General features: G+C 75.2%; 12 protein-coding genes. 9 read left to right on the top strand and 3 right to left on the bottom strand.

The features are described from left to right. Positions 1–155: 155 nt before the first annotated feature. The 5 genes from Sdia_RS14740 (at position 156) to mug (ending at position 5,621) form a co-directional block, all read left to right on the top strand. Positions 156–1,490 carry a hemolysin family protein gene (locus Sdia_RS14740; protein ID WP_100455575.1) on the top strand — a complete coding sequence of 445 codons (1,335 nt, stop codon included), beginning with the start codon at positions 156–158 and terminating at the stop codon, positions 1,488–1,490. Continuing rightward, complete coding sequence (locus tag Sdia_RS14735; RefSeq protein WP_100455574.1) at positions 1,487–2,503, top strand: hemolysin family protein; 1,017 nt, start codon at positions 1,487–1,489, stop codon at positions 2,501–2,503. Before Sdia_RS14740 ends, Sdia_RS14735 begins: the two co-directional genes overlap by 4 nt. Before the next feature lie 122 nt (positions 2,504–2,625). Beyond that, positions 2,626–3,480 carry an SGNH/GDSL hydrolase family protein gene (locus Sdia_RS14730; protein ID WP_100455573.1) on the top strand — a complete coding sequence of 285 codons (855 nt, stop codon included), beginning with the start codon at positions 2,626–2,628 and terminating at the stop codon, positions 3,478–3,480. A 108-nt stretch (positions 3,481–3,588) separates the two neighbouring features. Next, positions 3,589–5,031, top strand: coding sequence for an adenylosuccinate lyase (gene purB, locus Sdia_RS14725; RefSeq protein ID WP_100455572.1), 1,443 nt, complete (start codon positions 3,589–3,591; stop codon positions 5,029–5,031). Next, complete coding sequence (gene mug / locus Sdia_RS14720) at positions 5,028–5,621, top strand: G/U mismatch-specific DNA glycosylase (RefSeq protein ID WP_100455571.1); 594 nt, start codon at positions 5,028–5,030, stop codon at positions 5,619–5,621. The genes purB and mug overlap by 4 nt, the downstream gene beginning before the upstream one ends. Positions 5,622–5,969: 348 nt before the next feature. Here mug and Sdia_RS14715 read toward each other — a convergent pair whose 3' ends face one another. Beyond that, positions 5,970–6,419: a hypothetical protein gene (locus Sdia_RS14715; protein WP_185392804.1), complete on the bottom strand. Its 450-nt coding sequence runs from the start codon at positions 6,417–6,419 to the stop codon at positions 5,970–5,972. A gap of 222 nt (positions 6,420–6,641) precedes the next feature. Between Sdia_RS14715 and Sdia_RS14710 the strand changes: the two genes are divergently transcribed. Next, positions 6,642–7,799, top strand: a complete 1,158-nt coding sequence (locus tag Sdia_RS14710; RefSeq protein WP_124288525.1) for an ROK family protein — start codon at positions 6,642–6,644, stop codon at positions 7,797–7,799. Positions 7,800–7,874: 75 nt separating this feature from the next. On the opposite strand, the gene Sdia_RS14705 is transcribed toward Sdia_RS14710, so the two are convergent. Next, positions 7,875–8,633 carry a GntR family transcriptional regulator gene (locus tag Sdia_RS14705; RefSeq protein ID WP_100455568.1) on the bottom strand — a complete coding sequence of 253 codons (759 nt, stop codon included), beginning with the start codon at positions 8,631–8,633 and terminating at the stop codon, positions 7,875–7,877. 339 nt (positions 8,634–8,972) lie between these two features. Here Sdia_RS14705 and Sdia_RS14700 point away from each other — a divergent pair, with 339 nt between their 5' ends. The 3 genes from Sdia_RS14700 (at position 8,973) to Sdia_RS14690 (ending at position 13,219) form a co-directional block, all read left to right on the top strand. After that, positions 8,973–9,803: an alpha/beta fold hydrolase gene (locus Sdia_RS14700; RefSeq protein WP_115068388.1), complete on the top strand. Its 831-nt coding sequence runs from the start codon at positions 8,973–8,975 to the stop codon at positions 9,801–9,803. A gap of 205 nt (positions 9,804–10,008) precedes the next feature. Then, the gene (locus tag Sdia_RS14695) at positions 10,009–11,628 is read left to right on the top strand and encodes an alkaline phosphatase D family protein (RefSeq protein ID WP_115068389.1); all 1,620 of its coding nucleotides are present in this window, start codon (positions 10,009–10,011) and stop codon (positions 11,626–11,628) included. A gap of 109 nt (positions 11,629–11,737) precedes the next feature. Continuing rightward, the gene (locus Sdia_RS14690; protein ID WP_189500306.1) at positions 11,738–13,219 is read left to right on the top strand and encodes a GNAT family N-acetyltransferase; all 1,482 of its coding nucleotides are present in this window, start codon (positions 11,738–11,740) and stop codon (positions 13,217–13,219) included. Here Sdia_RS14690 and Sdia_RS14685 read toward each other — a convergent pair. After that, entirely contained in the window at positions 13,155–14,411 is a 1,257-nt protein-coding gene (locus Sdia_RS14685) for a trans-sulfuration enzyme family protein (protein ID WP_229831390.1), read from the bottom strand. The genes Sdia_RS14690 and Sdia_RS14685 overlap by 65 nt on opposite strands. Positions 14,412–14,455 lie beyond the last annotated feature (44 nt).

Genomic DNA, 14,455 nt, shown 5'->3' with positions numbered 1-14,455 from the left:
CCGCGGGGCATCATGGGACATTCCTCAAGAAAGGTGTGTGAGCGTCCGCCCATGGGCGAGCCTCCCAGTACCACGTACCTTCGCACCACGTACCTCCGCATTCCCCGTCGCGCGCGCACCGCCGCCCTGTCCGATCATGGGACGGTGGTGACCCGATGACCGAAGTCCTTCTCCTGCTGCTCGCCATCGCGCTGGCTCTCGCCTGCGGCGCCTTCGTCGCCGCCGAGTTCTCCTTGACGACCGTCGAGCGCAGCACCCTGGAAGAGGCCGCGGACCGCGGCGAGCGCGGCGCGGCGGGCGCCCTCAAGGCCGTACGGCACCTCACCTTCCAGCTCTCCGGGGCCCAGCTCGGCATCACCGTGACCAACCTGGTCGTCGGCATGCTCGCCGAGCCGTCCGTCGCGGCGCTGCTCGCGGAGCCGCTGCGCGACATGGGTGTCTCTCCGGGGACCGCCTCCTCGATCGCCCTGGTCGTCGGCACCGCCCTGTCGACCGTGGTGCTGATGGTCGTGGGCGAGCTGGTCCCCAAGAACTGGGCGATCTCCGAGCCGCTGGCGGTGGCCAAGAGGGTCGCCACGCCGCAGCGGATCTTCAGCACGCTCTTCCGGCCGTTCATCACCCACCTGAACAACACGGCCAACCGCGCGGTCCGCCGGATGGGCATCGAGCCGGCCGAGGAGCTGGCCTCGGCGCGCGGCCCGCAGGAGCTGGTGGCCCTGGCCCGCCACTCGGCGAAGGCCGGGTCGCTGGAGGCGGACACCGCCGAGCTGTTCGTACGGACCCTGAACCTCGCCGACCTGAGCGCGGAGAACGTCATGACGCCACGCGTCCAGGTGATGGCGCTGGACGCCCAGGCCACCTGCGAGGACGTCGCCAACGCCACCCGCGCTACCGGCCTGTCCCGCTTCCCCGTCTACCGGGGGAGCCTGGACACCGTGGTCGGCGTGGCGCACATCAAGGACGTGCTGGCCGTCCCCGCCGAGCTGCGCGCCCGGCGTCCGGTGACGGAGCTGATGCGCGAACCGCTGCTCGTCCCCGAGTCGCTCACCGTCGACCGGCTGCTGGACCGGCTCTCGGGCCGCCGCACGATGGCCGTGGTCATCGACGAGTACGGCGGGACCGCCGGCGTCGCCACGCTGGAGGACATCGTCGAGGAGGTCGTCGGCGAGGTCCGCGACGAGCACGACCCGCACGAGACCCCGGGGCTGGCCCCCGCCGGTGAGGACGAGGAGGGCCGCACGCTCTACTCGGCCGACGGCGCCGCCCGCACCGACCACCTGGCCCGGATCGGCATGAAGGTCCCCGAAGGGCCGTACGAGACGCTGGCCGGGCTGGTCGCCGCCGAGCTGGGGCGCATCCCGGCCGTCGGCGACCACCTCACCGTCGAGGGCTGGAACCTGGACGTGGTGGACGCCTCCGGGCGCCGCGCCGCGCGGGTGCTGCTGCACGTCCCCGCCGACGCCCCGTCCGACGAGGAGGACGAGCGATGATCGCCGTACAGTTGCTGATCGGCCTCGCGACCCTCGTCGTGAACGCCTTCTTCGTCGGTGCCGAGTTCGCGCTGATCTCGGTCCGCCGCAGCCAGATCGAGCCGCACGCCGAGGCGGGGAACAAGCGGGCCCGCAGCGTGCTGTGGGGCCTGGAGCACGTCTCCCAGCTCCTGGCCGCGGCCCAGCTGGGCATCACCCTGTGCACCCTGGTGCTGGGAGTGGTGGCGGAGCCCGCCATCGCCCACCTGCTGGAACCGCTCTTCGAGGTGGTCGGCGTGCCGGTCGCGCTGGGCCACACCCTGTCGTTCGCCATCGCGCTGACAGCCGCGACCTACCTGCACATGCTGCTCGGCGAGATGATCCCGAAGAACGTCTCGCTGGCGGAGCCGGTGCGCTCCGCGCTGCTGCTCGGTCCGCCGCTGGTGGCGCTCTCCCGGGCGCTGCGTCCGGTGATCTTCGCCGTCAACGCCTTCGCCAACCTGCTGCTGAGGCTGCTGCGGGTGGAGACCAAGGACGAGGTCTCCGCGTCCTTCTCCGACGACGACCTGGCCCGCATGGTGAAGGACTCCGGGGACGCGGGGCTGCTCGACGACCGGGCCACCGAACGGCTGCACGACGCGCTGGAGCTGGGCCGCCGCCCGGTCAAGGACGTGGTGCTGCCGCTGGAGCGGATCGTCTACGCGCACATCGGGATCACCCCCGAGCGGCTGGAGCGGCTCTCGGCCGAGTCGGGGTTCTCGCGGTTCCCGGTGGTGGACGACGGCCGCCGCATCGTCGGCTACCTGCACGTCAAGGACGCGCTGGACGCCACGCCGCGCGACCTGCCGTTCCGGGTGCAGGACATGCGCCCCATCCCGCGGGTGCGCGAGGCCACCCCGATGGACGACGTGCTGACCGCGATGCGCGGCAGCCGCACCCACCTCGCCGCGGTCCTCGGCGCGGACGGGCGGCTGGCCGGACTCGTCACCATGGAGGACGTCCTCCAGGAGCTGTTCGGCCGCGCCCCGGCCTGACCCGGCCGCCGGTGCCCAGGGCCTGCTCGGGCCCCCGGCACCGGCGTTCCCGCACCCCGCGCATACCGACGGGTATGCCGGTGGCGCGCCGCCCGGAGCCGCACAGTACGATCGCTGGCGCCATGCAGACGAATGCCACTTACACCAGCCTGGTCGCGATCGGCGACTCCTTCACCGAGGGCATGTCCGACCGGCTGCCGGACGGCTCCTACCGGGGCTGGGCGGACCTCCTGGCCGCCCGTCTCGCCGAACGCGCCCCCGGCTTCCGCTACGCCAACCTCGCCGTACGCGGGAAGCTCATCGGCCAGATCGTCGAGGACCAGGTGGGCGCCGCGGCCGCGCTCGGCGCCGACGTGGTGACGCTGGTCGGCGGGCTCAACGACACCCTGCGGCCCTCCTGCGACATGGGCCGGGTCTGCGGACTGCTGACCGAGGCCGTCGAACGGCTCGCCCCGACCTGCGGCACCCTGGTGCTGATGCGCAGCCCGGCCCGCAACGGCCCCGTACTGGAGCGGTTCCGCCCGCGCATGGAGGCGCTCTTCGCCCATCTGGACGGCCTGGCGGAGAAACACGGGGCCTGCCTGGTCGACCTGTACGGCGCGCCGTCGCTGAGCGACCCCCGCCTGTGGGACGTGGACCGGCTGCACCTGACCGCGGAGGGTCACCGCCGGGTGGCCGAGGCGGTCTGGCAGGGCCTCGGACTGGAGCCGGCGAGCGACTGGGCCGCCGCCTTGCCCGCCGCCACTCCCCCGGGCTGGCTGCGCCGCCGGGGCGCCGACGTGATGTTCACCCGCCGCCACCTGGCCCCCTGGATCGGCCGCCGCCTCACCGGCCGCTCCTCCGGCGACGGCCGCCACGGCGCCCACATGGACCCGGCCACGGCCACCGCCTTCTGGGCCACCCCCGCCGAGGGCCAGGCCCTGGGCCCGGTGCGGAACTGGCGCCGCCTCGACCCGGCCGACCCCCGCCGGACGTAGTCACGGAACGGTGCCCCACCCCGCCGGGCCAGGCGGGCGGGGCACCGATCCGCTCGTACGTTCCTACGACCCCGGGCACGCGCGGGCCTCACACTTTGCGCCAGTAGGATGACCGGTGTGACTGCAAAGCCCCGCATCCCGAACGTCCTGGCCGGCCGCTACGCCTCCACCGAACTGGCCTCCCTGTGGTCCCCCGAGCAGAAGGTGAGGCTGGAGCGGCAGCTCTGGCTCGCGGTGCTCCGCGCCCAGCGGGACCTGGGTGTGGAGGTGCCCGAGGGGGCGATCGAGGACTACGAGCGGGTCCTCGACCAGGTGGATCTCGCCTCGATCGCCGAGCGCGAGAGGATCACCCGGCACGACGTGAAGGCCCGCATCGAGGAGTTCAACGCCCTCGCCGGCCACGAGCAGGTCCACAAGGGCATGACCTCGCGCGACCTCACCGAGAACGTCGAGCAGCTCCAGATCCGCCTCTCCCTCGAACTGGTCCGCGACCGCACCGTCGCCGTGCTGGCGCGGCTCGGCAAGCTGGCGGGCGAGTACGGCGAGCTGGTCATGGCCGGCCGTTCGCACAACGTCGCCGCCCAGGCCACCACCCTCGGCAAGCGCTTCGCCACCGCCGCCGACGAGCTGCTGGTCGCGTACGGCCGGGTCGAGGAGCTGCTGGAGCGGTATCCGCTGCGCGGCGTCAAGGGCCCGGTCGGCACCGCCCAGGACATGCTGGACCTGCTCGGCGGGGACGCGGCCAAGCTCGCCGAGCTGGAGGGCCGGATCGCCGGTCACCTCGGCTTCGGCCAGGCGTTCACCTCGGTCGGCCAGGTCTACCCGCGCTCGCTGGACTACGAGGTCGTCACCGCCCTGGTGCAGCTCGCCGCGGCCCCCTCCTCGCTGGCGAAAACCGTCCGGCTGATGGCCGGCCACGAGCTGGTCACCGAGGGCTTCAAGCCGGGCCAGGTCGGTTCCTCGGCGATGCCGCACAAGATGAACACCCGCTCCTGCGAGCGCGTCAACGGCCTCATGGTCATCCTGCGGGGCTACGCCTCGATGACCGGCGAGCTGGCCGGCGACCAGTGGAACGAGGGCGACGTCTCCTGCTCGGTGGTCCGCCGGGTCGCCCTGCCCGACGCCTTCTTCGCCCTGGACGGCCTGCTGGAGACCTTCCTGACGGTGCTGGACGAGTTCGGCGCGTTCCCGGCCGTGGTCGCCCGCGAACTCGACCGCTACCTGCCGTTCCTCGCCACCACCAAGGTCCTCATGGGCGCCGTCCGCGCGGGCGTCGGCCGGGAGATCGCCCACGAGGCCATCAAGGAGAACGCGGTGGCCTCGGCGCTGGCCATGCGGGAGCAGGGCGCCGAGCGCAACGAGCTGTTGGACAAGCTCGCCGACGACCCGCGCCTGCCACTCACCCGCGAGCAGCTCGCGGCGCTGATGGCGGACAAGCTCTCCTTCACCGGAGCCGCCGCCGACCAGGTGACCGCGGTGGTCACCGCGGTCGAGAAGGTCGTCCGGCGTCACCCGGAGGCGGCCGGTTACACGCCCGGCGCGATCCTGTGACCCGCGCGCCCGCCGGTCCGGCCGGCAGCCGCGCACCGGCGGGCGCCCGTCCCACCCCCGAGGAGCTGGCCCGCGTCCGCGTCCCGGACGTGGCCGGCCCCGGCCTGCGGGTGCTGTTCTGCGGCATCAACCCCGGCCTGCTGACCGCCGAGACGGGCCACCACTTCGCCCGCCCCGGCAACCGCTTCTGGCCGGTGCTGCACCGCTCGGGCTTCACCCCGCGCCGCTTCGCCCCGGCCGAGCAGCACCTCCTGCCTCAGCTGGGGCTCGGCATCACCAACGTGGTGGCACGACCCAGCGCGCGGGCCGACGAGCTGACCGCCGAGGAGTTCCGCGAGGGCGGCGCCCTGCTGACCGCCAAGGTGGCGCGGCTGGCCCCGAGCTGGCTGGCGGTCGTCGGGATCACGGCGTACCGGGCGGCGTTCGCGGAGCGCCGGGCGGTGGTGGGCCCGCAGGAGCGGACCGTCGGAGGCGCCCGGGTGTGGGTGCTGCCGAACCCGAGCGGTCTCAACGCGCACTGGTCGGTGGAGGCGATGGCCGAGGAGTACGGGCGGCTGCGGGCGGCCGTGGACGAGGCCGCGCCCCGCTGAACCCCGCCACCCGGGCTCGGACCGAGGCCGTCAGGGCGAACAGGGCGACCGCGGGCACCAGGAAGGCGACGGCGCCGGTCGTCAGGCCCACCAGGCTGCGCACCCGGACGTGCCGCTCCCACCGGGCCAGAGCGACGGCGCCGTGGCCGCCGCGAGGGCGCCGCCGCCCAGGCCGAGGATCTTGGTGAAGGGGCCCAGGCGAGGCCGAGGGCGACGCAGAGCAGGCTGACCGGCCTCACCTGCGGCGGCCGGGCCGCCGCAGGTGAGGCCGGGCGGGACGCGGCGCCGCCCGCGGTCTCCGCTCGTGCCGGTCCCGCCCGGCCGGCGCGGGTGCGGTGGCATGGGCCGTCAGGGCGGGTCGACGGCGGTGGCGAGCGCCAACAGCCGTACGGGCTGCTCGGTCTCCCGCTCGGCGGTGCCGAGGGCTATCCAGCGGTCCGCGCGGCGCCACAGCAGGACGTCCGGCACGGAGGCGCTCAGCGTCCGCCAGGGCTCCTCCACCACCTGCCCGGTGCCGGCGATCCGTGCCTCCTCGGCCCGGACGAGGGCGCTCCAGAGACTGACGTGCCCGGCGGGCCCCCAGCGCTGCTCCAGCACCACGGCGAGGGATTCCCGCAGTGCGCCGAACTCCTCGGCGGCCGTGTCCCGTTCACCTGCCGGAGCTTGCGAGGCCGCCAGCAGGGCCAGGTGGAAGCCGGGTCCCGCGGTCCCGTCCGAGGCGCTGCGGACGGGACCCTCGTCCAGGAAGGGCCGCACGCACAGCTGCTCCAGGGTGGCCAGGTGCCGAGCGGTACTCATACGGTCCAGTAAACCGGTCACCGCCGACAGTCGCGCCACCGGCTCCCGCGGCGGCCGGGGCCCGAGGGCGGGGCCCGGGCGGGAAGGTGGCACAGTGTCAGGCTCCGCTTCCGGTCGGCCGGGGCGGGTGGCGCCGCGCGGACACCGTGCACCGGACCTCGCCGCCGGGAGCCGGGCACAGTACGATCCGGCCAACACGCGCACGAGCAGGGAGGACCCACGTTGGGACGCATGACCGGCGGCGACCCCTCACTGCTGCGCCGCATCAACTCGGCCGTGGTGCTGCACGCTCTGCGCGGGACGGAATGCGCCACACTCACCGAGATCACCCGGGTCACCGGGCTGTCCCGGCCGACCGTCGAGGGGGTCGTGGAGGGCCAGATCGAGGCGGGTCTGGTCGTGGAGGTGGCCGCCGAGGAGGGCGCCGCCCGGCGTCAGGGCAGGCCCGCCCGGAGGTTCCGTTTCCGCGCGGAGGCCGGCTACCTGCTGGGGCTGGAGATCGGTTCGCACCGCGTCTCGGCCGTCCTCTCCGACCTCGACGGCCGGCTTCTGGGCACCGCCCAGAAGCCCGTCCTCGCCTCGGCACCGGCCGACGAGCGCCTGGAGCGGCTGCGCGCCACCGTCGCGGACCTGCTGCGCCGGGCGGGAGTGTCCCGGCAGGCGGTACGGGCCGTCGGGGTGGGCAGCCCGGGCATCGTCGAGGCCGACGGGACGGTGCGGCTGGGCACGGCGCTGCCCGAGTGGACGGGGCTGGAGCTCGGGGAGCGGCTGCGCCGGTCGTTCCGCTGCCCGGTGCTGGTCGAGAACGACGCCAACACGGCTGCCGTGGCCGAGCACTGGAAGGGCGCGGCGGTCGGCTCGGACGACGTCGTCTACGTGATGGCCGGGCTGAGCCCCGGCGCGGGCTCGCTGATCGGCGGCCGGCTGCACCGGGGGTTCGGCGGGGCGGCCGGGGAGATCGGTGCCCTGCACCTGCTGGGGCAGGAGGAGACCCCGGAGATCCTGCTGTCGACCAACGGCGAGCCGCTGCACCCACTGGACGAGCAGGCGGTGGCCGCCGTCTTCGCCGACGCCCGCGACGGCGACGCGCAGGCGCAGGCGGCCCTCGACCGGTTCGTGCGACGGCTGGTGCACGACGTGGCCGCCCTGGTGCTGGCGCTCGACCCTGAGGTGGTGGTGATCGGCGGCTGGGCGGCCGGGCTCGACGGCGTACTGGAGCCGCTGCGCGAGGAGTTGGCGCGGTACTGCCTGCGGACACCCCGGGTGGCGCTCTCCGTGCTCGGCGAGGCGGCGGTGGCCACCGGCGCGCTGCGGCTGGCCCTGGACCACGTCGAGGAGCAGTTGTTCGCGGTGGAGACCACGGTCACCGCCCGGCGCTGACCGCCCCGCCCGGGAAACGCGCACGGCCGCCGGGACGGAGCCGGGCGGCCGTGGCGGGGAGCGGGCTGTGGCGGGTCAGGACGCCTGCCGCTCCGGTGTGTGGTGGATCTCCACGCCGTCCGCGCCGAAGGTGAGGCGGCAGGTGTCGGCCCGGTAGGTGGCGAGCGAGACGGCGGCGGTGCCGCCGGCGCCGAAGTACCGCGTGGTGACCACGAGTACGGGCGCTCCGGGCAGCCGGTCCAGGGCACGCGCGTCGTCGGCCCGGGCGGAACCCAGTTCGACGGAGCGGTCCTGGCCCTCGAACTCCGTCCGGCACAGTTCGCGCAGGACCGCGCGGGCCCGGGCCGGACCGGAGGGGGCGTCTATGGCGGTGAGGTCCGGCACCGAGGAGGCGGGGATGTGGACCAGGTCGGCGGCCACCGGCTGGCCCCCGGTCACCCGGGTCCGGCGGACGACGTGGACCGGCTCGTCCTTGGCCACGCCGAGCATCCCGGCGACGGCGGCGGGCGCCAGGGCGCGCTCGCACTCCTCGGCCTGCCAGGCGTCACCGGGGGCACCCGGCCAGCCGAGCTGGGCGGAGCCGACGGCCACGCCGACGCGCGGCGGGGCGACGGTGGTGCCGACCCCCCGGCGGCGCTGGAGGCGGCCTTCGAGCTCGAGCTGCTCCAGTGCCTGGCGGAGCGTGGCCCGTGCGACGCCGAAGCGTGCGGCGAGGTCGCGTTCGTTCGGCAGCACCTGGCCGACGGCGAACTCGGAGTCGAGTGCCTCACTGAGCACGGTCCTGAGGTGCCAGTACTTCGGCTCCGGCACCGATTCCAGCTGCGTGGTCCCCACCCTGATCCTCCGCAATCGCCTTGTCCCGGCGGTGTTTTCCGTGCCCTTGTTTATTAAAGGTTCCTTCACTAACCCTAGCGACGATAGGGGGCGCCGGGGACTTGGTCAAGACCAATCCTGCGCCGGGCCCGGGGCGCCCCGGCACAGTGCCGTACAGCGTTCACGCATCGTTCGCGTGCGGCACACAGAGGGACGCACGGCGCACGCACCGCTCGGGCGCCGTCCTTTCGCGTGCGGGAGGACGGTCAGGGGCTACCGATCGGTAGCGCCTACTGACAAGCTGTCCAGCAGCACAGCCATGTCCCGCGCGCACCCCGCGCGTTCACGCCGAGGAGCTGCATGACCGCGACCGTCTCCTTCCGCATCGACACCCCCGCCGGCAGCCGCGAGGTGAGCGCCGTCCACCAACGCCACGGCTCCGGTGAGCCGGTGGTGCTGCTGCACGGCATAGGGCACCACCTCCAGGCATGGGAACCGGTCACCGGCATCCTCGCGGCCGAGCGTGACGTGATCGCCGTCGACCTGCCGGGGTTCGGTGCCTCTCCCGCCCTGCCGGACGGCGTCCCGTACGACCTGCCGACCGTCGCCCAGGCCCTCGGCAGGCTCTGCGAGACGCTGGGGCTCCACCGCCCGCACGTGGTCGGCAACTCGCTGGGCGGGCTGCTCGCGCTGGAACTCGGCCGCCAGGGGCTCGCGCGTACGGTCACGGCGCTCTCCCCGGCCGGATTCTGGACCGAGGGCGAGCGCCGGTTCGCCTTCGGCACGCTGCGCGCGATGCGGCAGGCGGCGCTGGCCATGCCGCTGCCGGTGGTGCAGCGGGCCGCCCGCACGGCCGTCGGGCGCGCCGCCCTGACCAGCACCATCTACGCCCGCCCGACGCGGCGCCCGGCCGCGGCGGTGGTCGCCGAGACGCTCGCGCTGCGCGACTGCACCGGTTTCGAACCGACCCTGGCCGCCGGACGGGACGCGCTCTTCGTCCATGACGTGCCGGACGTCCCGGTGACCGTGGCCTGGGGCAGCCGGGACCGGCTGCTCCTGCGCCGCCAGGGCGTACGGGCCAAGCGCGTCATCCCCGGGGCCCGGCTGATCCGCCTGCCCGGCTGCGGACACGTCCCGATGAACGACGACCCGGCGCTGGTCGCCCGGGTCATCCTGGACGCCACCCGCTGAGGCCGCGCGTCAAAGGGCCCGGGGCGCGCGTGCCCCGGGCCCCTCGGCGGTGAGGGACCGGATCCGGCCCCTCCGGCGCGCGGGGCAGACCCGGCCGAACGGCGGATGTTCACTGAGGGTTCGCACCGGCGCCGCTCGACCCACCCCGCTCCGCACCGGAGTGGCGCCCGGACACCAGCCCCGGCACCGCTGAGCAGGAGGCCCCATGACGCCCGCACCCGACCACCGCTCTCCCGATTCCCCCGGCGCCCCCGGCACGGACGCTCCCGGCGTCGCCCGGCGTCGGCTGCTCACCGGCTCGCTGGCGGCCACCGCCGCCCTGGCCCTGCCCGCCGCCGGGGTGGCGCCCGCCTTCGCCCGCTCGGGGCGTCCTGCCGCGCGCTGGGGCGTGCAGGCCGGTGACGTGGGCGCGGACGGCGGCCTGGTCTGGGTGCGGTCGGACCGGCCCGCCCGGATGGTGGTCGAGGCCTCGGCCACCGAGTCGTTCCGCGGCCCCCGGCGCTTCCGGGGTCCGTTGCTCGGCCCGGGGACCGACTTCACCGGCACCACCCGGCTGCACGGCCTGCCCTCCGGGCAGCAGATCCACTACCGCGTCCTGCTCGCCGACCCCGACGACCCGAGGCGCGGCGGCGAGCCGGTCACCGGGACCTTCCGCACCACCTCACCGCGCCGCCGAGACGTGCGGTTCACCTGGTCCGGGGACATCGCGGGCCAGGGCTGGGGCATCAACCCGGACCGGGGCGGCTACCGGGTGTTCGACGAGATGGGCGCGCTGGACCCGGACTTCTTCCTGTGCAGCGGCGACACCATCTACGCCGACAGCCCCGTCGAGCCGGAGGTGACCCTCCCGGACGGCCGGATCTGGCGGAACACCACCACCGAGGAGAAGGCGAAGGTCGCCGAGACCCTGGCGGAGTTCCGGGGCAACTTCCGCTACAACCTGCTGGACGCGCCGATGCGGCGGTTCAACGCCCGCGTGCCGTGGATCGTGCAGTGGGACGACCACGAGGTGCACAACAACTGGTACCCGGGCCAGCTCCTGGACGACGACCGCTACACCGAGAAGCGGGCCGACGTGCTGGCCGCCCGGGCGCTCAGGGCGTTCGGCGAGTACTTCCCCGTGTCCACGCTGCCCGCGCGCGCCGCCGACCGGGCCGGCCGGGTGTACCGGGTGCTGCGGCACGGTCCGCTGCTCGACGTGTTCGTGCTCGACATGCGCAGCCACCGGCGGCCCAACTCGCCGGGCCGGGAGACCGACGACACGGTGGGCATCCTCGGTGCCGAGCAGCTCGCCTGGCTCAAGCGCGAGCTGTCCCGCTCGCGCGCGGTGTGGAAGGTGATCGCCTCCGACATGCCGCTGGGCCTGGTCGTCCTCGACGCCGACCAGCACGTGGAGGCCGTGGCGCAGGGCGACCCGGGGGCGCCGCTGGGCCGGGAACTGCAGATCGCGGAGCTGCTGCGGCACATCAAGCACCGGCGGATCACCGGCACGCTCTGGCTCACCGCCGACGTGCACCACACCTCCGCGCAGCACTACCGGCCCGAGCGGGCGGCCTTCCAGGACTTCGCGCCGTTCTGGGAGTTCGTGACGGGGCCGCTGGCGGCCGGCGGCTTCCCGGCGACCGCGCTCGACGCGACCTTCGGCCCCGACCAGGTCTTCGTCCAGGCCCCGGGCCGGGCCAACGTCTCCCCCGCCGAGTCGCCGCAGTACTTCGGCGCCGTCGACATCGACGGCGCGAGCGGGGAGCTGACGGTTCGGCTGCGGGCGGAGGGCGGCCGCACGCTGTTCCGCAGGACGCTCCAGCCGGGGCTGGTCGGCCAGTGAGGGAGCCGGGACCGCCGTCGCGGTCCCGGCGAAAGGGACCTGAGGGCACTTAACCAGCCGGTCACAGCACGTTCGTGGACAGGCAACACCGCTCCTCCACAGTGGAGGCATGACGAGGGAGACGACTGACACCGCGCCCGCGTCCGGCCCCGGGCCGGACGCGGCGACCCCGGCGAGGAGTGCCACGCGGGTCCGCTCCCGCCGGTCCCGGCGCCGCGCCCCCGCCCCGGGCACCCGCCCCCGGCGGCGCGACCTGGTCGGGACGGCCGCCCTGCTCACGGCCGTGGCGGTGGCGGCCGCCGTCGCCGGGTCCGTGGCCGACGGGCCGTGGGGGCCGGTGACGCTGCCCGCCGCGGCCGTCGCACTGCTGGGGACGGCGGCGGTGCGCCGGTGGTGGGCGCGGCGGCATCCGCACGCCCCGCCCCCGGCGGGCACCGGGCCCGGTACGGGCACCGCCGAGGGTCCCGCCGCCGAGGGGGCACCGGGCACGACGGCGCTGTGGCGGATGCGGACCACCGTGCGCGACGAGCCGGGCTCGCTGGCGCGGCTGTGCGGAGCGCTGGCCCGGCGGAAGGTCGACATCCTGAGCCTCCAGGCGCATCCGCTGGCGCAGGGCACGGTCGACGAGTTCCTGCTGCGGGCCCCGGAGGGGCTGGCGGCCGCGACGCTCACCCGTACGGTCGCCGGGGCGGGCGGCGCCGCCACCTGGATCGAGCGGGCCGACGCCCACGACCTGGTCGACGCCCCGACGCGGGTCCTGGGCCTCGCCACCCGCGTCGCGCTGGACCCGGCCGAGCTGCCGCTGGCCCTGCGCCAGTTGCTGGGCCGCTGCACGATCCGCTCGGTGCCCGCGGCGCGGGTGGCGGCGGACGGGCAGGCCGTGCCGGTGGAGGGCGTGCTCGACGGGGCGGTGCTGCGGCTGCGGGCCCCGGGGGACGGCGTGCTCACCGTCGAACGGCCCCGTCTGCCGTTCACACCGACCGAGTTCGCGCGGGCACGCGCGCTGGTGGAGCTGGACGGCAGGCTGGGGGCCCGGCTGCCGCGGAGCCGGCACGTGCTCGCGCTGGACCGGGGGGAGGCCGTGACGGTGCAGCGCGCCGACGCCGCCGACCTGCCCGAGGCCCGCGCCCTGCACGAGCGCTGCTCGCCCGAGACCCTGGCCAGGCGCTACCACGGGCCGGTCCGCGACGCCGACCGCTACCTGGACCACCTGCTGAGCCCGCGGTTCGGCCGGACCCTGGCGGCGCGCGACGCCGGGGGCCGCGTGGTCGCCCTCGGGCACCTGCTGTGGGACGGCGAGGAGACGGAGGTCGCGCTGCTGGTGGAGGACGCCTGGCAGCACCGGGGCATCGGCGGCGAACTCCTCGGCCGGCTGGTCGCGATGGCCGCGGAGGCGGGCGGTGGGAGTGTCTACGCGGTGACGCAGGCGTCGAACACCGCGATGGTCGCCGCCATGCGCGGCCTGGGGCTCCCCCTCGACTACCAGATCGAGGAGGGCACCCTGGTGATCACCGCCCGCCTGGACGTCACTCCGGTGTGCTCACGGCCGGCGTACGACCCTCGGTCCGGGAAGGCGCGCCCGGCGCGCTGACCCGCGTACCCGCTCCGGCGCCGTCCTCGGTTCCCGTGCCGAGGGCGGAGTCGAGGTCGTTCCAGAGGTCGTCGGCGTCCTCCAGGCCGACGGAGAGACGCAGCAACCGGTCGCTGACGCCGTGGGCGTGCCGGTCGTGGGCGTCGACCACCCGGTGGCTGATGGAGGCGGGGTGCTGGATGAGGGTGTCGACGCTGCCGAGGCTGACGGCCGGGGTGATCAGCCGCACCCCGGCGATCACCTGGTGCGGGTCGCCCGCGGTCTCGAAGGCGACCATGGCGCCGCCGACGGCCGGGTAGTGGACGCGGGTGACCCGGGCGTCGGCGCGGAGCCGCTCGACCAGAGTGGCGGCGGTGGCGGAGGCGGCGCGCATCCGGACGGGCAGCGTGGACAGGCCGCGCAGCAGCAGGTAGCCGGCGAGCGGGTGCAGCACGCCGCCGGTCGTGAAGCGGACCTGGCGCAGCGTGCGGGCGAACTCCTCGTCGCAGGCGACGACGCCGCCGAGCACGTCGCCGTGGCCGCCGAGGTACTTGGTGGCGCTGTGCAGCACGATGCGGGCACCGGATTCGGCGGGCCGCTGGAGGACGGGGGTGGCGAAGGTGTTGTCGGCGAGCAGCGGCACGGTGCCGCAGGCGTGGGCGACGGCGCGCAGGTCGAGCTCGGCGAGGGTGGGGTTGGCGGGGGTCTCGACGAGGACCAGGCCGGTGTCGGGGCGGATGGCGTCGGCGATGCCCGCCGGGTCGACCCAGGTGACCTCGGTGCCGAGCAGCCCGGTGTTGAGCAGGTGGTCACTGCACCCGTACAGCGGGCGGACCGCGACGACGTGGCGCAGGCCGAGCGAGGCGCGGGCCAGCAGGACGGCGGTGAGGGCGGCCATACCGCTGGCGAAGGCGACGGCGGACTCGGTGCCCTCCAGCTTCGCGAGGGCGGTCTCGAAGCGGGCGACCGTGGGATTGCCGAGGCGCGCGTAGACGGGCGGGCCGTCGAGTTCGGCGCCGGTGGCGGCGAACGCGTCGAGCCGGGCGGCCTCGGCACGGCTGTCGTACGAGGGGTAGGTGGTGGAGAGGTCGAGCGGCGGCGCGTGCAGGCCGAGCCCGGCGAGGTCGTCGCGGCCGGCGTGGACCGCTTCCGTGGCCAGGGCCCGGGGGGCGGGCGGCGGGGTGGCGGGGGTGTGCGCGGCGTCGGTGGTCATGGGCCGAGGGTCCCGGGCCGTCCGGCGGTGACGGCCAAGTCCCG

Origin of the sequence: Streptomyces diastaticus subsp. diastaticus, assembly GCF_011170125.1 — a bacterium.
Classification (GTDB): domain Bacteria; phylum Actinomycetota; class Actinomycetes; order Streptomycetales; family Streptomycetaceae; genus Streptomyces; species Streptomyces diastaticus.
Note: the sequence above shows the minus strand (reverse complement) of the source record. Positions and strands in the feature narration are given on the sequence as shown.

What these genes read in the sequence shown, in the direction of transcription:
- Sdia_RS14700 (WP_115068388.1), top strand. Translation starts at nt 8,973, where the DNA reads ATGACCGCGACCGTCTCCTTCCGCATCGACACCCCCGCCGGCAGCCGC.
- Sdia_RS14715 (WP_185392804.1), bottom strand. Translation starts at nt 6,419, where the DNA reads ATGAGTACCGCTCGGCACCTGGCCACCCTGGAGCAGCTGTGCGTGCGG.
- Sdia_RS14695 (WP_115068389.1), top strand. Translation starts at nt 10,009, where the DNA reads ATGACGCCCGCACCCGACCACCGCTCTCCCGATTCCCCCGGCGCCCCC.
- Sdia_RS14735 (WP_100455574.1), top strand. Translation starts at nt 1,487, where the DNA reads ATGATCGCCGTACAGTTGCTGATCGGCCTCGCGACCCTCGTCGTGAAC.
- Sdia_RS14740 (WP_100455575.1), top strand. Translation starts at nt 156, where the DNA reads ATGACCGAAGTCCTTCTCCTGCTGCTCGCCATCGCGCTGGCTCTCGCC.
- Sdia_RS14690 (WP_189500306.1), top strand. Translation starts at nt 11,738, where the DNA reads ATGACGAGGGAGACGACTGACACCGCGCCCGCGTCCGGCCCCGGGCCG.
- Sdia_RS14730 (WP_100455573.1), top strand. Translation starts at nt 2,626, where the DNA reads ATGCAGACGAATGCCACTTACACCAGCCTGGTCGCGATCGGCGACTCC.
- Sdia_RS14685 (WP_229831390.1), bottom strand. Translation starts at nt 14,411, where the DNA reads ATGACCACCGACGCCGCGCACACCCCCGCCACCCCGCCGCCCGCCCCC.
- purB (WP_100455572.1), top strand. Translation starts at nt 3,589, where the DNA reads ATGACCGGTGTGACTGCAAAGCCCCGCATCCCGAACGTCCTGGCCGGC.